This window comes from Pseudomonas bharatica (genome assembly GCF_048586865.1).
Taxonomy (GTDB): domain Bacteria; phylum Pseudomonadota; class Gammaproteobacteria; order Pseudomonadales; family Pseudomonadaceae; genus Aquipseudomonas; species Aquipseudomonas bharatica.
In genome coordinates this window covers 253,525-275,987 of the sequence record NZ_JBMAWR010000002.1, presented here as the reverse complement: position 1 = coordinate 275,987, position 22,463 = coordinate 253,525, and the positions used below count along the sequence as shown (strand labels likewise).

At 57.2% G+C, this 22,463-nt stretch carries 21 protein-coding genes; 3 read left to right on the top strand and 18 right to left on the bottom strand.

The window, feature by feature from the left end; translation table 11 throughout:
• Positions 1 to 2: 2 nt before the first annotated feature.
• On the bottom strand, positions 3 to 581 hold the full coding sequence (locus tag ACKLLE_RS03680) for a hypothetical protein (protein ID WP_420056891.1): 579 nt from the start codon (positions 579 to 581) through the stop codon (positions 3 to 5).
• 173 nt (positions 582 to 754) lie between these two features.
• Complete coding sequence (mobH, locus tag ACKLLE_RS03675) at positions 755 to 2,473, bottom strand: MobH family relaxase (protein WP_420056890.1); 1,719 nt, start codon at positions 2,471 to 2,473, stop codon at positions 755 to 757.
• A gap of 218 nt (positions 2,474 to 2,691) precedes the next feature.
• Here mobH and ACKLLE_RS03670 point away from each other — a divergent pair, with 218 nt between their 5' ends.
• Together ACKLLE_RS03670 and ACKLLE_RS03665 are read left to right on the top strand one after the other, a co-directional pair.
• Positions 2,692 to 2,886: a DUF7740 domain-containing protein gene (locus ACKLLE_RS03670; protein WP_420056889.1), complete on the top strand. Its 195-nt coding sequence runs from the start codon at positions 2,692 to 2,694 to the stop codon at positions 2,884 to 2,886.
• Positions 2,887 to 3,013: 127 nt separating this feature from the next.
• Positions 3,014 to 3,379, top strand: coding sequence for a histone-like nucleoid-structuring protein, MvaT/MvaU family (locus ACKLLE_RS03665; RefSeq protein ID WP_070095640.1), 366 nt, complete (start codon positions 3,014 to 3,016; stop codon positions 3,377 to 3,379).
• Positions 3,380 to 3,465: 86 nt separating this feature from the next.
• Here the strand turns inward: ACKLLE_RS03665 and ACKLLE_RS03660 are convergent, their stop codons facing one another.
• Both ACKLLE_RS03660 and ACKLLE_RS03655 read right to left on the bottom strand, forming a co-directional pair.
• Positions 3,466 to 4,404, bottom strand: a complete 939-nt coding sequence (locus ACKLLE_RS03660; RefSeq protein WP_420056888.1) for an ArdC family protein — start codon at positions 4,402 to 4,404, stop codon at positions 3,466 to 3,468.
• A gap of 711 nt (positions 4,405 to 5,115) precedes the next feature.
• The gene (locus ACKLLE_RS03655) at positions 5,116 to 5,481 is read right to left on the bottom strand and encodes a DUF3085 domain-containing protein (protein WP_420056887.1); all 366 of its coding nucleotides are present in this window, start codon (positions 5,479 to 5,481) and stop codon (positions 5,116 to 5,118) included.
• A 458-nt stretch (positions 5,482 to 5,939) separates the two neighbouring features.
• Here ACKLLE_RS03655 and ACKLLE_RS03650 point away from each other — a divergent pair, with 458 nt between their 5' ends.
• Positions 5,940 to 6,299 carry a hypothetical protein gene (locus ACKLLE_RS03650; protein WP_420056885.1) on the top strand — a complete coding sequence of 120 codons (360 nt, stop codon included), beginning with the start codon at positions 5,940 to 5,942 and terminating at the stop codon, positions 6,297 to 6,299.
• A gap of 4 nt (positions 6,300 to 6,303) precedes the next feature.
• Here ACKLLE_RS03650 and ACKLLE_RS03645 read toward each other — a convergent pair whose 3' ends face one another.
• From ACKLLE_RS03645 to ACKLLE_RS03580, 14 genes are all read right to left on the bottom strand, one after another.
• Positions 6,304 to 7,842, bottom strand: a complete 1,539-nt coding sequence (locus tag ACKLLE_RS03645; RefSeq protein WP_420056884.1) for a conjugal transfer protein TraG N-terminal domain-containing protein — start codon at positions 7,840 to 7,842, stop codon at positions 6,304 to 6,306.
• 9 nt (positions 7,843 to 7,851) lie between these two features.
• Positions 7,852 to 8,157 (bottom strand): hypothetical protein, encoded by a 306-nt coding sequence (locus ACKLLE_RS03640; RefSeq protein WP_420056883.1) that lies wholly within the window; start codon positions 8,155 to 8,157, stop codon positions 7,852 to 7,854.
• Entirely contained in the window at positions 8,154 to 9,509 is a 1,356-nt protein-coding gene (locus tag ACKLLE_RS03635; protein ID WP_420056882.1) for an integrating conjugative element protein, read from the bottom strand. The genes ACKLLE_RS03640 and ACKLLE_RS03635 overlap by 4 nt, the downstream gene beginning before the upstream one ends.
• On the bottom strand, positions 9,509 to 10,399 hold the full coding sequence (locus ACKLLE_RS03630; RefSeq protein WP_420057061.1) for a TIGR03756 family integrating conjugative element protein: 891 nt from the start codon (positions 10,397 to 10,399) through the stop codon (positions 9,509 to 9,511). The genes ACKLLE_RS03635 and ACKLLE_RS03630 overlap by 1 nt, the downstream gene beginning before the upstream one ends.
• 301 nt (positions 10,400 to 10,700) lie before the next feature.
• Positions 10,701 to 13,442 (bottom strand): conjugative transfer ATPase, encoded by a 2,742-nt coding sequence (locus tag ACKLLE_RS03625; protein ID WP_420056881.1) that lies wholly within the window; start codon positions 13,440 to 13,442, stop codon positions 10,701 to 10,703.
• A complete protein-coding gene (locus ACKLLE_RS03620; RefSeq protein WP_420056880.1) occupies positions 13,442 to 13,861 on the bottom strand; it encodes a TIGR03751 family conjugal transfer lipoprotein in 420 nt (139 codons plus the stop codon). Before ACKLLE_RS03620 ends, ACKLLE_RS03625 begins: the two co-directional genes overlap by 1 nt.
• On the bottom strand, positions 13,824 to 15,332 hold the full coding sequence (locus tag ACKLLE_RS03615; protein ID WP_420056879.1) for a TIGR03752 family integrating conjugative element protein: 1,509 nt from the start codon (positions 15,330 to 15,332) through the stop codon (positions 13,824 to 13,826). The genes ACKLLE_RS03620 and ACKLLE_RS03615 overlap by 38 nt, the downstream gene beginning before the upstream one ends.
• Positions 15,322 to 16,128 carry a TIGR03749 family integrating conjugative element protein gene (locus ACKLLE_RS03610; protein WP_420056878.1) on the bottom strand — a complete coding sequence of 269 codons (807 nt, stop codon included), beginning with the start codon at positions 16,126 to 16,128 and terminating at the stop codon, positions 15,322 to 15,324. The genes ACKLLE_RS03615 and ACKLLE_RS03610 overlap by 11 nt, the downstream gene beginning before the upstream one ends.
• Positions 16,128 to 16,766, bottom strand: a complete 639-nt coding sequence (locus ACKLLE_RS03605) for a PFL_4703 family integrating conjugative element protein (protein ID WP_420056877.1) — start codon at positions 16,764 to 16,766, stop codon at positions 16,128 to 16,130. Before ACKLLE_RS03605 ends, ACKLLE_RS03610 begins: the two co-directional genes overlap by 1 nt.
• Positions 16,763 to 17,164, bottom strand: a complete 402-nt coding sequence (locus tag ACKLLE_RS03600) for a TIGR03750 family conjugal transfer protein (RefSeq protein WP_420056875.1) — start codon at positions 17,162 to 17,164, stop codon at positions 16,763 to 16,765. Before ACKLLE_RS03600 ends, ACKLLE_RS03605 begins: the two co-directional genes overlap by 4 nt.
• Before the next feature lie 7 nt (positions 17,165 to 17,171).
• Positions 17,172 to 17,549 carry a TIGR03745 family integrating conjugative element membrane protein gene (locus tag ACKLLE_RS03595; RefSeq protein WP_420056873.1) on the bottom strand — a complete coding sequence of 126 codons (378 nt, stop codon included), beginning with the start codon at positions 17,547 to 17,549 and terminating at the stop codon, positions 17,172 to 17,174.
• A gap of 15 nt (positions 17,550 to 17,564) precedes the next feature.
• Positions 17,565 to 17,804, bottom strand: a complete 240-nt coding sequence (locus ACKLLE_RS03590; RefSeq protein WP_420056872.1) for a TIGR03758 family integrating conjugative element protein — start codon at positions 17,802 to 17,804, stop codon at positions 17,565 to 17,567.
• On the bottom strand, positions 17,791 to 18,126 hold the full coding sequence (locus ACKLLE_RS03585) for an integrative conjugative element protein, RAQPRD family (protein WP_420056871.1): 336 nt from the start codon (positions 18,124 to 18,126) through the stop codon (positions 17,791 to 17,793). The genes ACKLLE_RS03590 and ACKLLE_RS03585 overlap by 14 nt, the downstream gene beginning before the upstream one ends.
• Before the next feature lie 922 nt (positions 18,127 to 19,048).
• Entirely contained in the window at positions 19,049 to 22,195 is a 3,147-nt protein-coding gene (locus ACKLLE_RS03580) for a metallophosphoesterase (RefSeq protein ID WP_420056870.1), read from the bottom strand.
• Positions 22,196 to 22,463: the final 268 nt, after the last annotated feature.

The following is a 22,463-nucleotide window of genomic DNA, read 5'->3' as shown; positions in this document are numbered from 1 at the left end:
ACTCACTCCTTTTTTGCAAGCACGTAAATTCCTTGGATCACACAGAATTTTAGTGTGTCGCCAGGGTTAACCTTTGTTTTGGCGAGTGCAACGACACTGCGAGTGTTCCCAGACGTCGTCACACTCAGTTCATGAAGCTGCCAGCCGATCGCAAGCAGCAATGGATTCATGAGGATCTGCCCAGATCGATAGGTGATCAGGAACATCCACGCCAAGAAGACAAGAAAGCCGTAAAATTTGCCGTTGCTGGCCAGATCCAGCCCCATGAACGAGACAACGTACGGAAATACATAGTTGATGAGGTCGTTTGGAACTGTCTTCGATTCTCTGACTGTGAGCTGATGGTCAGCAGGCATGCTTTTGAGCACGTAGGAAAAAAGTGCCAAGCTTAGCAAGCATATGATGAACAACCCGAGCGAACGCTCCCCGTTCATCAAGGTTGGCAGGGTGCAGTTTTGCAGCGACCAACAAACAGACTGCGACCAACTGGCGTCAGTGAAATCTTGCAGAAGCAAAATTACACTCAGCGGGAAGTACGAGCCGAGAAAAAGGAAAACCGCCGGAATAATTTTGACCTTCATCGCATCCCCCTGGTGCGCCGTCAGTGCCAAAAGTCAAAGCAGTGATGGCACTATGGCAACTTTTTGGCTCACTTGGAAGCATCAGAAATTTCTATGACCTGTGGGCGGCCTCCTCTGCAAGCGTGCTGCTGACGATCGCTAAACATTTTGTTGTGCAGCCTCAGCTGTGAGTTCTAGGAGTCGATCTTCAGAAAGGGGTTGTCAGCCGGAGGCTTACCACACGCTGCTACGGCATCGCATAGCAAATAACCGTTTAACGATGTGCTTCTACGGGGCCCTTGAACCTTGCAAGTCCAGATGTTCTGGCCGTTGGGTAGCTTCTGATGGATCTCCAGCCGTTCGAAATCGCGCTGAAGCCGTCGCCAGGCATCGTTAGCTCCCGTCGTACCTGCAAGACGTGGGTGTTGAGCAATATAAAGTCGAAAAATGCCGGGTGATACTAGGAAAAACGTACCTGCAACTGAATGGATCTTGGCCTTGCGGTCATTAACAAGCAGCTTGTGGCTGCCGATACCCGAGCGCAGCCAGTCGAGAAATTCCTGCCCAGGGGCATCATGCGAGTTCGGCTTTGATGCGTCAGTACCACCGGCGAGGCGCTCCACTGTGTTGTCGGCTTCGTCGCTAAACAGGTTCATGAAGTGATTAACGTAGTCGAAGTCCTGCGCAGAAGGCATGGCGTCGTGAGGGTGCTTCACCTCCAGTGAAATCCGCGCTTGATCAGGGGCTAATTCGTCAGTAGTGGCTGGCTCTGCAGGCGCTATCACAGGTTTGACGGTACCTGTGAAACATTGAGGCCGGCTGTCTTCGCGCCAAATCAGGCTCGGCCGCAGTCGAAGAAAGGTAAAACGATGCTGCCAGTCCCCGTCTGTGACGGCGGCGCTCCACACTGCTTTCCCTTCACCTGTCGCATCCACCAATCCATGTGATTGCAGCTCATCGAATAAGGTGATATTGGAGGAGGGGACACCATCCACGGATTGAGCCAGCAGGTAGGCACGCAGTTTGTCTGTCACAGTTTTGCTGACCAACCACAGGTGCTCCTCGGTGAGCCAGCCGGCCGCGCCGGGCTGGTTGAGCTTGAATTCGTTTTTGATCAGATGGCGCAGGCCCATAAGCAGATGGTGCTGCAGCGAGTGTTTAGGCGCCAGCAGGGCTTTGGTGGGGTTGGCGCCGATGTTCTGCGCGGTGGAGACCCGGTCCGCTTGCCGCACCAGTTCCCCGAGGGTTCCGGCATGCTCGTAGTGGTTGGCCAGCAGAAACAGTAGATGGCCCCACAGGATTGGATAGCTGCTGAGCCAGTCGAGCTGACGGGATGTCAAAACTTGTGTGTAAAGCAGCCCGGTGGCGGCGCCATGTAGCTTGTAGTCACGACCGGCCACGTAGCGAAAGCGGTAGGGCCGGTTCAAAGGACCGTGCCAGGGGTGCCACACCTCACCATTCAGATACTCTACCTGCAGGTCAACGGCAATTTTGCCAATGTCGTGGAGCAGGGCACCGTATGCAATCGCCGCGCTCCAGGCGTCGGCCTGCGCGGCCTGGTCTTCCGGCGCCGCGCCGCTGGGTAGTAGGTACGACTGGCGTAGCTTCAGGCTGCAGCCGATCAGTTCCAGTCCATGGTCCAGCATGCCGCCCAGGTAGGCATGGTGGTGGCTTTCGCTGGCGGGGAGTTGCTGTACAAAGGCGGCATAACGGCGGATCGGATCAAGGTAGAGCTGTTCAAACTGAGGCTCGGAGAGCGCCGTGTATTGCCAGATGCGCTCCAGCAGCTTTTTCCGGTGGTCGGCACAGAGCAGGGATTCAGCGGGGAGCGGGAGGAGAAACCCCTCGGGCGCTGCAGCGAGCGTGGGCTGCGGGGCATTGCCTTTTTGATGTTTGAACCACCAGCGCTTCATCGCGGTACCTGCTTTGCATTCAGAAGGTCCTTTTGCCGTTTCGGATAGGCCTCTTACCCTTGTGCCCCCTTACCATTGCCGCCATTACCGTTTAACGCCTTGAGCCTTTTTGCGAACGCGAAAATTCGAAGCCTGGCGCATCGGCTTACCTCTGGGACCGGAATGGCCTGTCCTTTTCTCGGGAGGTAGACTGTCCGGCATTATTTGGGGGAAGCCTGATGACGTTGAGCGATGCCATTTTGATCGTGCTGTTGGCCGACCGGATTCATGGGACGGATGCTGCCATTCGATCGGCCGCCACGCGTTGCGCGAAAAAGCTTCCACGCAGTCAGCGCGATACGCTGTTCAAGATCGGAAATAGTCCCGCGCCTCGGGAACTAGTAAGTCACCTTTGCCAGTTCTTGCAGGACTGATTAGTCACATAGATAGGTGCACATTTTGAGGGATGAAAAGTTAGCTGAAGAGCAAATTAACGCTCGGCTAGTACTTGTGCCTCAGGTAATATCGCCACACATGCCCCAACCCTGGGAAAGATTTCACATGTCCAAACTTGCCGAATTCAAAGCACTGGAAGCTCAACTGGCTGCTCAACTTCAACAACTGGACGCGATGAAAAACGATTCCGGCCTGAAGCAGGAAATCGAGTTTGAACAAAAGCTCAAGGCCCTGCTGGATCAGTACGGCATGAACCTGCGCCAGGTCATCACCATTCTCGACCCGTCCAAGGGCGTAAGCGTGAGTACTTCCAGCGCCTCCACCGGCGCTCAGCGCAAGCCGCGTGAGGTCAAGCGCTACAAGCACCCGCACAGCGGCGAGATCGTCGAAACCAAGGGCGGTAATCACAAGATCCTTAAGCAGTGGAAGCAGGAGCACGGCTCGGATACCGTCGAGAGCTGGCTGCAGTAATCGCTTGCTCAAATGCCGCGGACGATGCTCGGCGTTGCAGGCAAAGCAAAGGCCCCGGTTGGGGCCTTTCTGTTGAAGGTGAAAAGTCACGCCGAGAGCCGTTCGGTGATCTCTCTGGCGTGATCCGACTGCAGCGCCACTAGGTACTCCGACGCCTCACGGGCCTGACCGCTGGCGCGGAAGATGGCCCGCTTGTCTTCCTTGAGGATTTTCAACCAGGACGCCAGGTATTCCTCGTGGCGCAACTCGCCCTGGGTGCCGGTGAGAGCGCAGAGAAATGCTGCACCCATCTCCGCGACCAATTCCTCGAAGGCGTAGGCTGCAGAGCCAAACGCGTGACAGCCCGTGATGCCTTCCCGATTCAGGCGGGTGTGGTGACCCGACCAGTGCGTCAACTCATGCAGCGCGGTCGCGTAGTAGCTGCCGACGTCCACGAACTGGGCCTTGGTGGGCAATTGAATGAGATCCCGGATCGGTAGATAAAAAGCGGAATCACCGTACCGATGCTCGATGTGTGCGCCGCTGCCGGCCAACAGTCGCTCGGCAGGTGCATGATCGATGAACGTCACCGGATCTTCACCGTCGTCGTGCTGCTGTTCCTCGTTGGGTAGTCCCTCGGTCTGCTCGATGTTGAACAGGCAATGCGTCCGTAGCAGTGCGAACTGCACCATCTTGACGTTACCTTGCTCATCACGGACGACCTGACCGTCTTCGTCGTATGCCTCCTTGCTCATGGGTTTGTACAGCACCGCGAGGGTCGATTGTTCGCCCTTGCGCACATGCCCACCGGCTTTCCGTGCCTGGTTGTAGGTGAGCCAGCGATCCTGGCGGTACCCGCGCAGACGCGCTTCGGCCCATAGCAGTGGAATGTTGATACCGGCATAGGGGCGCCGGGTAATCGCGTTAATGGGGAAAGGTGCGTCAACACTTGAGCCTGAAGTGGTCCAGGGTTTGATCCAGGGGATGACCCCTTGGCTCAGGGCGCTGGCAATCTTGTTGGTGACGTCCAGGTAGATATCGGACATGACGTTCTCCAGTCAAAGAAGGGAACGCTGCCCGGCCGGGAAGGGTTCCCGGTGGGGTAAGTGGACAGTGGTAGTGCGGGCGTTCAGGCCGATGAGATGTCCACACCGATCTCACGTGGCAACCTGATATGAAGAAAAACAGGGCCGGTCGCTGGTGTGATTTGATTTACCTGTAGCTGAATAGCTGCCGGCGATGAGTGCGATTCGCGCTGGGAAGGCTGACCGAGCAGCAAATCGAGCGATTGGCGCAAGTGGCGACGACTTACTGAAGCCAAGGCGATTCCCAAGACGGCTTGCAAGCGCTGCCCTGATTGCTCGACTGCGTCAGTAGCAGTACCAACCTCAGCTATGAATTGCCATACGCCTGGGCTCAGGACAATGGCGGGTAAGGAGCGGTGCTTCCTGGACACTGGTGCCTCCTGGGAGCTGATCCGGCGATGGCTTCACGAACAACTTGGGGGAAGTCCCATCGCCACAACTCACACTGTGAACTGGGCGTGTCTAGGTATTAAAACGCCCTTGCCTGTGGGGTCAATGCCCAAGCTAGGGCACCGAGCAGCTCGAGTTTCCAGCCGATTCCAGCGAAGGCTTTTCATCCCAAACTTCCAGATGAAAGGCTCGCTGCTGTTGGCGTAGAGATTGAAATGAGCGATATCCCAGAGAGGCACTAGCTCGTGCTTTCCTGGGACATCGCGGGTGTTGCGAGAGCATTCAGGATTTCCCGGAGAGGGCAATCTCGGCAGCGATGTACAAGTGGGTGGATGTGGCCTCAACTACCAGCGACCCGCTGGAGCCGCGTAGGCTTTCCAGGACGGGATCATCAAGGTCGAAGTACTCAGCAAAATCGTCGCCGCCGAATTCACTGCGTGCGCGATTCCACCAGGTGTTGAATTCGTCGACGTCAGGGTTGCAGCCCATGGCGTAGGCAATGTGTTTGCGGCTACCTCCGTCGGGTTTGCTTTCACCGAACTCGGACATGAGGTAGACACCGTGGTCTTTGACCAAGACGACTCTGCAGCCGATGACGGCCGCTTCAGTCAAGACAGCATGAAGTTCAGTTCCTGTGAAGCGCAACATGGTGAGTTCCTCCAGGCAGTGCGGAGGAATGCCACCCATGCGGGAAGAATTCCCAGCACGGAAATGGAAAAGGGGCTTCAACGGAGCAGGGCTCAGTGAGGCCGATGTGAAAGAGCGCTCATCACCGCGGGAGCGGTAACCGGGCGAGCCACCGAACGCTAATCGCCCTTGGGACAACCATCACGGAGAGTGACGTAGCCTTGAAGGTTGTGGCCACCTGGGGTGCTTGGTTTCCAGCGCTTGCAAGTTCGGTTTATCAAGCGGGCCGGCATTGCGTCAATGGGGATTTTCAGAAGGGAGCAATGAGTCAATCCATGCGGTGCCACTGGCGATCAGCAGCGTAAACCAAGTGATCAACGGTCATGGAAAACTGCGGGAGAGGAGTAAGCTAAAGCTTGGATCCAAATTGTCTGTAGCGGTTTGGCCGCAAGTGCGGTGAAGTAAACGGAGGTACGAAAATGACGGCCCCAGCTTCTTCAAGCACCAGCCGTACGCCTCTCGGCAAGTACTTGATTCGTGCCGCAGGTCGTGCAGGACGATTGGTGAATAACCTGGAAAGCAGCGTTTTGCACTCATCGATTTTGGCGAGCGTGCCGTTTGGGTATCGCCGGCTCGGTATGCAGACCGTTAAGTTGGTTCTCTTGCTTGGTGTCGCATCTGTCGCAGTCTTCCTGGCAATTGGAATGGTTGCCCTATGGGCTTTTGCCGCGCTCCCTATTGAAGCGAATAATGATGAGCCCGATGTATTCGAGGTTAGCCATCCTCAGCATCGCTTCAAGTATCCAGAAATGTACGACGAACACGGATCACTTCGTTAACTGATCACTTGAGCTTTTGTACGCCTCCAACAACTTGTGATGTTCCCTTCCCAGCTTGGAGTTTGGCGCTCTCTGCACCTTGAGTAAGAAGGCTCTGAACGTTGCTGCCAACGTTGTACCCCGCCCAACTCATGGTTCCCAGAAAAAACATCGGGAGCACCAAAAACATCGCCCCCATCACGTACTCGATCACCTGCGCGGTGACCGTCCCATCCATGAATCCTGCCGTTGGCAATGTTAAAAGCGCCTGATCCGTGGCAGAGACCTGGTGGTACAGAGTGTCGAGCATGCTCGAGTCGATCCAGCGGGCCAGCTCCCACCAGAACGTCAGCATGTGCAGCGTGAACAGCGCGAAGGTGATCGTCATGAGTGCTTTGAGCTGATAGGTACTGATCAGCAGCACGAGCGGCAAGCTGATGATCGTGCCCATGATCAGGAAGACCTGCACCATTGGTAGTGCAGCGCGCAGCGCATTCATCGCCGGGAAGTTGCTGAACGAGCCCAGGGCCAGGCCGGTGTTGGTGGCGAGATTGTTAAGCCCCTGCGTCAATGAGCCGCCTCTGGCACTGCTGCCGTAGTCCTGGAACACCTGACCAGGCGCCATGCTCAATGACTGCTGGCGCGGGCTCACCAGTTCACGGAGGGTGGCATCTTCGATTTCGGTCGAGCTGCGCCCGGTCAGCCAGCCGCGCAACTGCGTGAGTAGATTGGGGTCCACCTCGGCGACCAACCGATCGCGCAAACCGACTGTGGTATCGCTCCACCATTGCTTACAGGTTGGGTAGCCCGCGCCGTTGTCCAACCGGGGCAGGGAGGTGTCCCGCGTCTCGTCATACGGCCAATCAACCCGGGGCGTGCGCGAGCGATCCGTGTCGTAGTAACCCCGTGTATCAAGCAAGTAAGAAGATCCAATCCAGGACGCATCGTAGCTCTGCGATTCGTCTAGCTCAGGGCGGTTGGTAAACAGTCTCGAGCGCGAGAAGCCGTAGCAGTCGCGGGTGAAGTCGGCGACCTCCTGCAGCAGCACCTGGTCATCGATCCGCGAGCTGTCGATCTCCATGCGCATCGCGCGGATGTCGGGTGCGCAGGGAATCGACGCTGTGGCGGCGGCGGTAATGCCCTTGCTCATGGCATGCACCAGGTACCACCACACCGGCACATTCGCCGATTTCTCGCCGATGGTGTTGAAGGTTATTCCCCAGGCCGTGTCGGCGGGCTTGGCCATGGAAACACCACAGCGCTGGCTCGCCGCATCGTCGAAGGTTACGGAGGACAGGTTGAGCGGGAAAAACGGCATGCAGCCAAACAGGATGACGACGTAGCTCATCCACAGTCGGTTCTCGACGCGGGGGATCGACAGCAAGCCTTTGTTGCCCTCGTCGGCCCCCTGTTGGCGGGCGGATAACCACTCCTGCAGGATGATCGCCCCAAACGGCGCAGCGAACAGCCCGGTGTCTGCCAGCGTGTTCCAGATGCCGTTGTTGATGATCCACGCCAGCAGCGACAGGTAGTATTCGAGGTAGCTGTTGGTGCTCATGTTCATGGCTGCACCTCACACGCGCGACAGTTCGACCAGGACGATCGCGCCGAAACCGATCAGGCTCAGGCGTAATAACCGTTGCTGGTCTTTCGGGTGCGGCCGCAAGCGGAGTGCTGCGATCCAGCCGGAGAAAATCAGGGTGTATAGTAGGGCGCGCCAGTAGGCGATATAGGGCGTGCTCTTCCGTGCCTCCTTGATCCATTCCAACTGGGGGCCGCTCAATTGCAGCGCCATCGAGGCAATCAGCAACATGACCATTATGACGCCGAGAATCAGCAGGCCCCGAACGACCGAGCTCCTCACCGAAAACGGCATCATGGCGTGCTCCTTCCCTGATCCGCTCGCTGTAAGCGGTCTGGGCGTGGATCGCGTTGGTCGATACTGCGTGAGGCATCGGCGCCACCGGCGTGGCGATCGAGGACCAGACTGGCGGTGTTGGTGGCCAGTGCTTGGCGCACTTGCAACTCCGTTTGCAGCAGACGGATCTCGCGCTCCAGCGTTTCGACGTTGCTGTTTAGGGCGGTGGTGGCGGGCTGCGCCGACGCTACATTGGGCTCACGGCTACCGGCGAGCAACGTGCGTTGCAGCAGCATCGCTTTATAGATCACGCTCGACAGCGCGGTCTCGCTAGCCAGGCGTCGGGCCAGCAGGTTCTGATCGGGATCATCGCGCAGGCCTTCAATGACGCCGCGCGAAACCTGCAGCAACGGGCTGGAGACTTTGCCGAGGTTCTCTGGCGTGGGCTCCTCAGCGCTCGACAGCATGCGCTGGAGGCCTTCGAGATGCTGCGTGTAAGTTTTCTGGATCAGTGGCGTGAGCCCTGCACCTGCGCTCACGCGTAGCGCCTCGCAATCGTCGCAAGTCTCCACCTCGGTTTCGCCGAGCACTCGGGTGGCCCATTCAGCCGCCTCATCGGGGCTCGCCCAGGCCTGGCAGATCGCGCCATTCTGACAACTTGAGCCGACGGCCGAGGTGTCTTCGACCGAGCGGTTGTGCAGCAGGTTGTAACCCGCCTTGACCACGTCCGAGGTCACCCGGATCGGCGCCTGGCCGTGGCCGCCGGCCTTTTGCCCGCCGACCCAGCTGACACCGTTGTTGCCGTTGTTGGATTCGGTGTCTTTTACCGCGGTAACGGCATCACCGTCGGACTGCTCCAGGTTGTGCTGCATTTCTTGGTTCTGCGCCAATGCTCCCCAGCCGGCCTGATCCACCTTGTCAGCCATCTTCGCCGCCATCGCCTGGCAGGTGAGTTTGGAGCGGTCGAAGTCTATGCGCCCCTGTAGCACGCCGTTGCTCAGCAGCTCATACAGCCCGGGGTTGGCACGCTGGATGATCATCGCTGGCAGCGACATCACCGCCTGGGTGGCGTTCTGGATGACGTTGCCCATGATTTGTTGGAAACCCTGGGTGGCCCCGTTGAGCTGGTTCTGCAGGGTGTTGGAGAGGTTCATGTTTCCGCACATCATGTTCGCGCGCCAGGACAGGCCGACGCCGAGTCCGCTGGGGCGGTAGAGCGAGGAGGGCGCGCCCGCTGCCGATCCGCCACCGATGGTGTACATCACCCGGTCGTCCAACACTTGGGCTTGGTCGCCCAGGTGGTAGCCATTCTCGGCGGCGTGGCCGGCGGCGCATACGAAGAGACATACCAACCCGAACGAGAGGGTGTTCATCACTGGCCTCCATCAAAGTCGATGCTGAACAGGAAGGTCTGCCCCATGCGTTGGCAGCACCTGTACGGGCGCCACAGTGACCAGGCGTAGGCGCCCTCGGCACTCTGGACGGTGGCGCTCGGGAAGATGGCGCAGGTGCTCTGCATCATCGGAGTGAGCAACTGCCAGCGGTGGTTGTTGACGTAGTTCTCCATCACCGGCTGTGGCGGCCAATAGCCGGGAGAGGGCATCGGCTGCAGCGGCAAATAGACGTGCGGCTGGCCGACACGGGTGATGAAATCGCTGGCGCGCTGCGCCATCACCGCGGCGGCCTTGAAGTCGTCGGGTTGTACCAAGAAACCCTGACGCGGGTAGACGTTGCCCCACATGTTGCCGAGGGCCTGGCTACCGATCTCACGTATGCCCGGAATGAGCGCTTGCGGGTATACGGACTCGGGGATGGCGTGGCGCCAGGCCAGTGGATCGAGCGTGCTGAGGTAGTAGGGTGCAAGCGGCACCGCACCACTCGGACACGCATAGCCGAAGCTGTGCGCCAGCGCCGTCAGGGCCGCGCCGCCGGGGTGCCCGATGCCGTCGACATTCTTGAAGCGCGGCAGGTTGTTGCGCTGCGGCGAGGGCGTGATTAGGTTGCCGCCGCCTTGCGACAGGGTGGTCGGCGCCGACAAAGCAGACATCTCGCCCCACGGGTTACTGCCGGTGTCGGAATAGCTCGACACCACCAGCTCGGGAATGAAGTGACGGACCTTGGGTGAGGTTCGCACCGTGCAGCCGAAGGGCGTACACAGTAGCCAATAGCAGATCCCGACGATTCGGTACTCCAGACACTGCAGCGACGCGACAGAGGCAATGATGGCGGGGGTGGTCAGCGCCAGGCACTGCTCGGCAGCCATGAGCAACGCGATCGCGAGGAAGGCGTGACCTCGGCCATGTTTGCTCGGCTGTGGCGTTCGGCATGGGACATTCAGGTTCATCGGCAGCGCTCGGCAAAGGGCAACGGTGTGCATCCATGCGCCGAGTTGCAGCATCGCGGATCAGGCAGAGGAGAGGGACGGACAAACCGAGACTCGGGCGTTCGGTTTCTTCAGTCGCCAAGGTGAAGATGAGGTTTGTCCAAAATCACCGAAGGAGTACAAATGTACTCCTGTCGATTTTTATTGATCAGCAGGCCCAGAACATCGTGTGTTCCGAGGTTCAGGACATGCCGCGCAGGCGATCGATATCCGCCGCAATCCGAAGCGCAGCCTCCAGCTCGGACAGCTGATGGGCTTCCATCAACCGCCAGCGTTGAGCCTTTTCCTCGGGCTCGGTCATGGCCAGGGCGAGGTACAGGCTTGGTGGTACTGCGCGAAACAGCGTCTCCAGCTGCTTCGACAAGACCACGCCCTCGGTGTATTTGGCCGAGGCCTTGCTCGCTGACAGCAGCAGAGCCTTCTGTGCTGGCGTGAGCTTCTTGAAGCGCGCGATCTCTTCGATCTCCGCCGGCGGCATGTTCAGGCAGATCCACCACTCGATCATGTTGAGCATGGTCTGCGCCGCGTCGGGGAAGTCGGCCAGGTTCTGCGTCGCCAACCAGAACCAGGCACCGAGCTTACGCCACATCTTGGTGCCCTTGACCACGAAGGGCGCCAGCAGCGGGTTTTTGGTGATGATGTGACCTTCGTCGGTGATCATGATGATAGGCCGACCGAGGTACTGGTCGCGTTCGGCCAGGTTGTTCACCGTGTTCATCAGGCTGATGTAGCTGATCGACATTTGCGCTTCATAGCCCTCGCGGGCATAGGTGGCAAGGTCGACGATCGTGACATCGCTTTCCGGCCAGGGCGTTCCCGGTCGGTCGAATAGCGCACCCTCGAAGCCCTGGCAGAACAGGTCGATGGACTCGGCCATTTCCTGGGCCCGCTCGCGACGCTTGTCGGGCAGGTGGGCGTCGCAGGCCACCGTGCGAAGGGCATCACGAACGTGGCGTGTCATCACCTGCTGGTCATTGGCCGCACAGTGCCTGGCGGCGTCGAGGATGCATTCGCGGATCAGGCTGCGGTCTGCCCGGGTGAGGCGCGCCTCTTCCTTGGCTTCGCCGCCGGTGATCATCAGGCGGGCGGTGATCTCCAACTCGCCCAGCACATCGCGTTGCTCGTCACTGCCCGAAGCGTCTTCATCCAGGTCCTCGGTGGACAGGCTGGCAACCTGGTCCGGGCGTTCGATCAGTCGGCGGGCATCGGCAAAGGGAGCCAGGCTCAGGCCGCTGCCGGGTTTGAGCTGGACCTTGTTGACGGTCAGCCCGAGGGTGGCGAAGTAGTCGCCCTGCAGGCCGAAAGAGTTGCCGGCTTCAACGATGAACAGCCGCGGCCGGTACACCGCCATGACCTGCATCAGGATCGACACCAGGGTGGCCGACTTGCCGGCGCCGGTCGGGCCGAACAACAGCAGGTGGCCATTCATGGAACGGTCGAAGCGTGACAGGGGATCGAACGACAGCGGCGCGCCGCCTCGGTTGAAAAAGGTGATGCCTGGGTTGCCGGTACCGATACTACGCCCCCAGAGCGGCAGCAGGTTGGCCACATGCTGGGCAAACAACAGCCGGGTGTACCAATTGCGTTTATCCCGTGCGGGGTTGTAGACCATCGGCAGCCAGCGCAGGTAGCTGTTACAGGCGGCCACTTCATCGCCTTCGCGCACCGGCTGTAGGCCGGCACCGAGCAGTACATTGGCCGCCTGGATCGAGCGCTGGCGCAATTGTTGTTCATCGGCTCCGCGCAGGTACAAGACCAAGGTACCGCGGTACAGCTTGTGCTGGCGGCCGATTAGCGCGCGGGCCTCCTCCACGTCCTGGCGGGTCTGGGTCGAGGCGAGGTTTTCGCCGATGGCTTTGCGCGCCAAGCGGTTGAGTTGCTCCTCGAGCACATCCTGGGGTGTGATGACCAAGGTCAGGCTCATGACGGCCTGCTCGGGCAACTGGTCAAACAGGGCGTTGAGCGCCTCGCCCTTGCGGGTCTCGCCGGTCAGCTGGCCGATATGGGGTGGCCTGCGCAGTTTGTCGACCACCATCACCGTGTGCGGCTGCTGATCGAAATACCACAGTCCTTGCTCGCTGTCCGAGCGCGGCTCCTGGAAGAACAGCCGTTCGGCAAAGTCATGGTCGAACGGCAGTGACAGACCATCGCCGTCATCGGCCTCCGGGTACGGCACACGTCGATAGAACGCCGCCGGTGAATCGCCAGTGAGGGTCGGTGCCGGGTTAAACCAGGGCAGCAACCACGCATAGAAATCCCGCCCCGTCAGCCGGCGAGGATTGACGCCGCAGGCCTGCAACGAGGCTATCAGGCGGTTACAGGTTCTTTCCAACAGCTGAGTGGGTTTTTGCCCGTCGTCGTCGGCCTGGTCACCGAGCCAGCGATAGACCACCAGTCGAATCCGCCGATTGCTGCCGCGCCAGGGCAGGTGCGACACGACATGGTCGTCAAACAGCCCACCCGGTTTGGCAATGGCGTCGAGGTGGCGCTGCATCGAGTTGAGGAAAGCAGCGGTGAACGGTGTGCCTGTCGCCCGTGGTTCGACGTACTGTGCCAGGCGTTCCAGATACGGCGAAAAATCACTGTCGTCCTGGCAGAAGAACTGCACTACCCAAGGTGCCTGATCAAGCTCGTCGAAACTGTCCTGCAGCGCATCTTCCAACGCATCACGCGCCACCATCAGCCATTCGGGCTCACGGCCCTCGGTGCCGATCGGCTGCAGCTCGAACACGGCACCCACCGAGCGGTTGTCGTCGAGCAGAAAACACTGCTCCTCCTCGAGGTATTCTACCCAAGGTAAGTGGTCAGTGAAGCTGGGGTTGTGCGCATACTGCGCAGCTTCGTCCGCACGCGTTGCACGCCGACGCTGTGCCGCGCGCCAGGGCTGCCAGCGTGGCGGGGCGCGATCGTCATCATCGTCCATCACAGATCGTCCAGGCGTTCGCCGGGGAGCGCGTACTGGACCTTCTCGTACAGCGGGAACACGGTCGAGTAGCCAGGCACCGGCGCCTGCTGGGTGCCGGCCAGGTGCGGATAGACGTACATCACCAGGTCGGGATTAGGCAGGCGTGGGAACTGGGTGCGGATCTCGTTGGCGGCCGTGCGAGTGTAGGCGCTTTGGTCCTTGATCAGACGCTCGGGATCGAGCACAGGCCGGCGCAGCTCGCTGCGGGCCTCCTGCAACTGCTGCTGCGTGCCGACTGTGCCGCCACTGTTCCAGATGTCCAGCATGGTGTGATCGCCGTGGGGCAGCATCTCGTCCTTGCTGGTGGTGCAACCTGCCAGGTGCAGGCAAAGCAGCAGGCTAATCCAGGTCCAGTACCGAAACGGATGGGCGTTCATGGTTCACTCTCCGGCCTTTGGGTTCGTAGTCGATGCTGATTTCGTGATCCAGGTGCAAGGCCACCTTGGCCCCTGGCGGGACGTAGATGGCGGCAAAGGCTTCGCCGTAGAGCTTGTTGATCCAATCGCGGATGTCGCCGATGCCACCGCTGATGACCGAGTTCAGCGCGCTGTTGCCGCTGTTCTGCGACACCCCCAGGCTGCCGCTGGCCGAGTTGATGAACGAGGTGTTGGTCTGCTCGTTACCCAGCGCGGCCGCGAAGCCGGCACCGGCTGCGGTGATCAGGCTCTGGCTGCCGAGGTACTGCTGGGCGTTGGAGCGACGCTCACCGGCGATGCAGGGAATGCCGTAAGGGTCGGAGATGTAGCCCAGGCCGCCGCGGATCTTCTCGGTGTCCGAGGTCTGGGCGCTGCTGCGGTTGCGACTGACCACCTTCTGTGGCTGTGGCACCGTGCGGACTGTGCCGTCGCTGAAGACAAAGGTGATCGACTCGACCTGGCCGCGCACGCAGGACAAGGTCCAATCGCCGGCGGCGGTACCGCTCATGACCGCGCCGACTACGTCCGGTAGGTCGATGCCGTTGGCGGTGAGGTTGTCCGGCCCTACCAGCACCTTGAACGGGTAGGGATCATTCACTGTGCCGTCCACCGGCACCCGGCCAATCAGGGCGGTCATGGCGATCGAGCCCATCAGGGTTGAGTTTTCCGGGAGGGTGTAGACGGGCTTGGCCCCCTCGGCGCGATCCTGACTGTTTTCCAGATCGCGCTCGCCCTTGGCGACGGCGCGCAGTTGGTCCTGGCCCCGGTCAATCGCGTTGTTGTCCAGGCCATGCAGATCCTTGAATTTCGACGTCAGCGACGACAACGGCTCCTCGGTTTTGCTGGCCCCCTCCTGACCAGCTCGTGCATTGGATGGCTCGATCCAATGCAGCGCATCCGCCGGGGGTTGTGCTCCAGAGAATTGTTGCTCGTCCCCCGGCTCGAGACCGAAGCCCACGGGGACGTCGGACTTCGCGGCCGGCTTGCTGGAGAGCTGGTCTTTGAGTCGGGACAGCAAGCCTTGGGTCTCGCGATGCTGCTGCTCGGCCTTCTGCCGGGCATCGTTGGCCTGCTGGCGCTGCTCGGCGACCTGCTGGGTAACACTGCTCAGCGTGCTTTGGATACGGCTGTCGACGTTGCCTTCGCGCGTGCGCAGGCGGTTGTTCTCGGTCTGCAGGGTCTCGTTGCCTTTCTTCAGCGACAGCATCTCGCTGCGCATCGCCTTGACCTGGCCAATCAGCGTCGCCACGGTGTCGCGCGGGGTGTCGCCGGCAATGCCGAGGGCCTTGGCCTGTTCCGGACTGAGGGCAGTGTTTTCAGGATCATGGGTAGGTTGAGCATCCGGCGCCGCCACCCAGGATTTGCCGATGATCAGCACGATCCCCAGCAGGACCGCCGGTACCAGCCATCTCAGCAAACCGTTAGCTTTCATGATCGGCAGCCTCCGGTGCGGGCGGTGGCGACAGCAGCGCATGCTTCAGGTCGCCGCCCCGAGTGACGAGGTATGCCACGGTGGTGTCTTCAGGCGTGCCGGCGTGCCCCAGGTACTCGTGCTGGAAGGTGGCGGCGTACAGTGTGGCCTGCAAGTGACGCGGGTCCAGGGTGACCTTGCCCGGCCCACGGTTGACGATCTTCACCGCCGTTACCCAACAATCACCCAGCCGCCAGGCTGCCAGTCCCTTGATGGCCACGTGCTCGGTCGGAAGCAGTGTGCTGAAACCAGAGGAGTCGCCCAGCGGGACCCGACGCACCCCGGGCAAGGGCGCCACGGTGCGCAGAGGCGCATAGAGGTTTTGCGCCGCATAGCGAGTCAGCACAACCGGTACCGGTGTCGCTGCAGGAGCTGCGTCCTTCGCGATGTCCATGTCCGGTACCTGCGTCTGGGCAACGATCTTGACCGGCTCCAGCGCTTCGCTGCCCTCAAGCGCTTCGATGTCGACCAGGATGATGTCCCCCGACTTCACCGACTGCAGTTGCAGTCGAGTAGGGGGGATGGTTTCCGACGCGCGCAGGTACACCGTCCCACTCACCGACTGCACGCGCAGCTTGCTGCTGACTGCACTGGGCAGCCCGACGCGGACATCCTCATCCAGCATCAGGATACGTTCCTGGCCCACCGTCAGCGGCACGGCCAGTGGTAGGCGGTCCCAGGACTTGACCTCGACTGCACTTACGGTTGAACACCATCCGGCCACCGACACCAGAATCAGGAAAAAGACACGCATCATCACGCACCTCCAGGCAGCGTCAGCTTCTGCGGTGTGCCTTCGTAGCAGTCCAGGGCCAGGCCCCATTTGTTTTGCTCGGGATCGACGTCGAAGCGCACCACGCGCAGGGGGTAGCGTACGACCACGCGCTTCACCGGCTCGGCGGCGTAGTACTCGTCGGCATTGAGGTCGAGCTTGACCAGCCAGCTGTGCTTATCCAACTGCTTTACCCGTAGGTCGGGATCATCGCTGTAGCCCCGGCCCAGCACTTCGTAAACGCCGCGCACGCGGCCGCGTAGTTCGCCAGCGACCTTGCGGTACTCGAAGTCGCCGTCGAAGAAGGTCTTGCACGCCGGTGTCAGGTAGGGCTGCAAAGCGAAGATGGCGCGGTGGTAGTCGACCTCCCCGTCGGTAGGCCAACGGTTGAGCTGGCCGAAGATGTACAGGGCGAAGGCATAGACGTTCTCGGGCGGTACCTCCCACCATTTGCGTGTACTGCCGGAGCGCAGATCCGGCGGCACGTGAATGGTCAGGTCGGCGGGGGCGGATTGCCAGCCGTACCAGAGTCCGGTGCACAGCAGCGCCATCACGGCCACGGCCAAGCGCAGGCTGAAAATGTGCGCCTGCTGCGCATCCACCTTGTTGCGGAAGCGGCTCATGGAGTGGTCCTCGCAGTCCGGCGCGTGCGCCGAACCGTCCACGGGCCAGAATGCAGGATCAGGTACTGAGTGCCGATGCCCCAGTGCACCGCCAGCTGCCACTGCAGGCGTCGATACAACCAGGTCTCGGGGCGGGCGCGTTTGGCCCGGCGCAGCAGCTTGCCACCGCCGAGCAATACCAGTGCCATGCTCAAGAACATGCAGGTGGGGAGGGTAGCGATAGAGGCGGTGGCCAACGCCAGCGGCGCGCCGAGGACAACGCCCAGTACTGCGCCGACAATCAGCGCGACCCACATCTCGTCATTGGTGAGGCCGCGAAGGACGGCTGGATCGCGGTTCAGGCGTTCCGGCAGGAAGGTCAGCGTGCCGTCGGATAGAGTGGCAGGGACGTCGGACATGGCAACCTCACAGGATCGTGGCGGCTTTGGTCAGGAACCACAGGATTACCACCACCAATAGCGCGCCGACGCCGACCACGGCGCCGAGGTCCTTCCAGGTCTTGCGCTGGTTTTGCACGTCGGCATAGACGGTGAGCGAATGCCAAGCCACGCCGAGGAAGGCGAGGGTAGCGATCAGCAGGCCGAGGAGGATGCCGCCGTCGTAGGCGTAGTTCTTGATGGTGTCGATCAGCCCAGAACCTTCGCCGCGGGACGGCGCTTCCATGGTCGGCAGGTCAGCCCAAGCCAGCGTCGAGCTCAATAGCACCGAGCCGCTGATTAGGGCTTTCGAGCCAATATTCCGCAACAGGATGAGCGGGCAGTGAACACGACGGGAGAGGTTCATGGCGAGGTCTCCTGGTTACGACAGCATGAAAAACATAAGTACGATCAAGGCGAGTGCCAGGCGCAGCGTGCTGCCGCCCAATGCGCCGAAATTGAGGTTGCCGGCTGCCCAGCCGCGGTAGCCGGTCCACAGAGCCCAGGTGCACCAGAGCAACGCGAGCACCAGCACCGAGGAGCGCCACAACACAGAGCTGAGCTGCGGGGTAAACCCGGCAACAGCCGAGAACGCGCTCAGTTGGGTATCAGTCATGTTCATTAGGTGAACTCGCGAGAGGCGCCTCGGCGCGGTAGTCATCGGTCAGGTCGACCAGATCAGCTGGTTGCGCTCGGGAGGGTGACAGGTAATTGTTGATGCCTTGACGCACTCGCGCGAGGTCCGTCGCGAATCGCGGGTAGTCGAAGTGATAGTAGGAGCCTTCTGTATCGATATGGCTTCCACGCGCACGTTCAACCAGTTGCTCAATGACTGCGATTTGGCGTTGTACAAGTGCCAGATCTGAGCGCTCCGAACGGACTTGAGCCGCAGCACCTAGCGTAATCATGAAAGCAGCAAGCAGGCTGTAGAGTATATGCTTCATGGAGAGGTCCAGGCAGGTATATGGGATCTAGCTTGAAGCATTGACTTGGCTTTGGTATGGGCTAAAGGGATTTATGTGTTATCGCTTTAGAAAGAAAGTGCACTCAAGCGATGTGCGGCGTAAGTTGTGCGGTCTCGTAAGTGCAGTAGTGCGCTAAGTTTGATGATGTCTGCTGCGAAGTGGGTTTTGATGTGTGGAGTGGTGGTTTGCTTTGAATGCTTACGTGACGGGCTTTCGGACGATTAAGCTCTTATTCGTTGCTATCATGCTTTGTGCGGCGGTTGCGGGCTATTCTTTGGATGGGGCAAGTGTTGTTATTCACTTGCATGATTAAGTGCTTTTTGAGTTGCTGGGATAGTATCAAGTAGTATGGGGTTTAAGACGTTTCTAAGTCGGCCTGCGGGCTCGTGCCCGCAAAGCCGATAATTACTGCTCTAGGTGGTTTTGTTCCAGCGCCATTCACCGCTAGCAACCAAGCTGGTACGATGAGAATGTCCAATATACAGTCCGTGAAGCTGACTAGTATCCGTTATTTTAAGTTGTAAGGTTCCAAAGTAGGCGTGTCGATCGTCTCGATCGTACCACTCGCCAGTGATATATGAGTTTTTGATTGTGCCAAATATGCAGTATGTTCTCTCCTTGCTCTTGAATTCTGCGTACAAGTAGTGGCCGAACTGCTTGATTTTAGTGCGGCTACTCCTGTCGTCAGGGTTCGGGAAATTTGGGCTGCCTGGTGCGTCCCAACTTTGCACCCAATTCCCAGATAGTTTGGGTGGGTTGGCTCTGAATAGTCCTCTTACGGGTAGCCAGTGAAGATATTTCACAATGTAATGGGACAGGCTGAAGTCAAGCAGGGTTTTCACTGCTAGTACTGCGCTAGGGGCAATTAGGCCAGTGGCTATGACATTCCAATCTAGATTTATCACTTTGTTGGCTCTAGCAGTTCACTCGTTATTTTGGTGGAGATTTCGGAGAGATCATTCACCATTTTACGTGCATTTTTATTCTTCAGTAGAGATCTTGCGTGTTTAAGAAGTTCATTTCTGGTGCTTTCGCTTAATGTGAAGTCCATGTGTGATAGTTCAATTATTTTCATGATAACTGAGGAGTATTCATAGCTTTGAGTTGGAGTAATCGATCTGATTTCTTCAAGTGTGTCAGTTTCATCGAGCTCGCACAGAGAGTAAGTAATTATAATTCTCTCTAGATTTTCAGTTGTAGATTTGCGTTTGCTCTTAAGGCGATTTATTTGTCTTGAGTTAATGAGGTCAGCAGTCATCATTGACACTGTGAAGTTAGGGAATGCTGCTATTACAAAGTTTAAGAAGGCATTTATTTGCTCGGTCGCCCTTTGCTTTTGCTCTTGTGGTAACTCTTTGAGTTTCGAGTGGTGAAGCAGACGATCTATCAAGATTGGACGCAAGGTGTCGTGGAATTTTCGAGTATTAAGGGCAATTGTTTTTTGATAGAAATCGAGAACTTTAGCGAAGTGTTCGTCTGCAATAGTCCGGTCCGTGACATGCTCCGCAGCTCTAAATACTCGGGCATATAGAGAAAGAGATGATTGAAAAAGAGTGGCTTCGTTAAGATCACCCCAATTGCCACGGCTTTCGCCATTATTAGCCCGCTCTGAAAGCGGTTTGGTGGAATCTAATCGCTCATCGATTTCATGTTCTTTCGGAGGTTCATGCTCTAGTGTTCGTTGAAGCGCATCCTCCTTGAAATGATCTAGCATATCTGACTGAGCGGCTTCTCGTAGTTCTTCTGCAGCAGCTCTGAGGTCAGTGATCCGTTCGGAATCGATGCAGTTCTCCCAGGCGATTTCAGTCAGCCCCCTGCAGAAATCGAGAAGGTGCGTATCTTCTTTGGAAATTGCTGAAATATATTCAATGACTTTATTGAATCGGAGGAAGTTGAATCTGGTGTGAAGTTCGGAGTAAATGTTTGTTTTGTTACTCAAGTATCTGGCGTATGCGTAGTCAAAAAAACATGCTTGGCTAAACCGATACTTGTTGTCGGTCGCCAGATATTCTAGTACGCCGCTAGCTAACAAAGGGTTAAGGTAAGAGGTTGCCTGGAAATCCTGAGCGATATCTTGATTGAATTTGACGACGATGTTGTCGACGTCGCATGTTCGCAGCGAAAAGTTGTTTAGCTTTACCATTTCGTCCGCGATTACACCCAGCAATCTAAGTAGGTCTTTATATTGCGGGGCTCGCTCACGAGTTATGCAATGCTTGTGCATAATAACTTCGATGAAGTTTTCTACTAGATCTGCTTCGTGTAAATATGTTGAGAAGTGGCCTTGTTTCCTTTCGTAGATGGAAAGTAGCATGGAATAAACAAAGAGGTTGTTTGGCATTCCTGCATTGTCTACAGCTTTTAAAATCTCCCTGGCTACTGAACTTTGCTTGGGTGAGTTGGTCAGCCATTTGCCAATTAATCCTTTCAGGTGGCTTCTCTTCATTCCACCGATGTTAACTTCAACGAAATTTCGATTGGCCTGCCCTCTTAGTTTTGTAGTTAGTTCATGAGCTGTCGCATGCTTACAAGATATGATGAAGCGAGGAGCTTTAAAGTCTTTTAGAAAAGAGACTAGTTCATCAATGCAGTTTTGTGTAAGTCCGTCGACGCCATCGAAGATAAGCAGGGCATTTTCGGTTATGACTTTGCTTCCTAAGGCATCTATATATAGTGAGGAGTTCGGGAATGACTCGTAGATTTCGGTAAGAGTAGTTTTGATACGATGCTTCGACGGCAGGTGTTTTCCTTTGCAGTCGAAGTAGTACGCGATTTCGTCAAGTTGAGTACGAGCCTGGCTTTTAAGTCTGTCTAGGAGCAAGCTTTTCAGAATTGTACTTTTGCCGGAATTTTCGCCGCCAACCAAGATGTAGTTATCACGTGAATTTTTTAGATCTTGGAACTCAATGTATTTTTCTTGCCCTTCATCTTGGAGATCCCTTCGTTCGATCTTTATTGCTGGGCAAACAAATATTTCTGATAAGCGTTTTCGTTCTGCGTGACTGACGCCGACATTGCACATCAAATCATAATCGAATACGTCGAGAGCAATTTCGCAATCTTCTGCAAAAGCCTCTCGGTCAAAACCGCTCGTCGGAGCAGCCTCGTAATCCATCTTGCCGTTAGCGCATCTATCAATCCATGGAGTGAAGGCTTTTTCGCTCTCGTCGTATTTCCTGAAAATTATCCTTCCAGATTTCAAGTTGTCTGTGTGGGTTGTGTTAATTATGGAGTAGCCGCTTTTCTCTCTTCCTGAAAGATCAAAACGTCCTGCTTGCATTTTCATGACAAAATCTTCAGAGAATGAAGCCTCTCGAAGAATGTTGAATTCATGCATGTGCCCATAAAAAACGGTTGATACTTGGTGTCTTGAAATTTTGGCCGAAAGTAGTTTTCGTTCTTCTGGGTGAAGCCAGTCAAATGGATGGTGGATGATCAAGATTTTCTCTTTGAAATTCTTGATTTTTTTCAATGCTTCTTCTACGGGGCGTTCACCAACGAAAAGCTTCTCGCGGTCACCTTCGCCTATAGCTGACCACCCAGTGTTGAGACATGCAATTCCAACGTTTCCATGGCTGTAGCACTGATATAAATCATTCAATTCAATAACGTTGGATGAGTCTTTGTGAAAACTTTCAAGAAAGTCCAGCCAGTTTTTTAGTGGGTGAACTTCCCTGCTTAGTAGCTCATCTTGAAGCTCTGCTACTTCGGAAGACTCGTATTCTTTACGTAGGCCTTTGATAGCTTTTGTACTTGAAAATCCGAATCCAGATCTGTCGGTGTCATGATTTCCGGGGGCAATAAATATATCAGAATTTTTTAGATTTAATGCGTCTCTTATTGGATTTATAAGTTCGGTTTGGCACAGCGAATATTCCTGTGGTGTGCCGGAGTACGTGATGTCGCCGGAGATTATTATAGCATCTGACTTCTCAATTGAAGGGTCAGCCAGAAAAGCATTTCGTAAGCGTTCTAGATCATGGCGAGACTGTCCTTTTAGAGGGGTGCAGCTAGCATGTATATCAGATAAATGAAGAACTTTTTTCATATTCCATTATGTCTATAGATGGCTAAAGGCCTCCATTATGAGGAGTGGCTTGCTTTTTGTAAATGGTCCTATCGTTTCGATGCCCGCTCGGCTCAAACCAAACCATCAAAGGGGCCGCCCCGGAGTTTGTTGTGAGCGTCATTATTGGCTGCTAAATTCGAAGTGGTCAGCTGAATTTTTTCAGTATAGGCATCTATCGCCGTCAGTGAAGGGACAGGAGTCCGAAGATCTTGAGTCTACAGGGTAGGGTGAATGCTAGTGGCACATT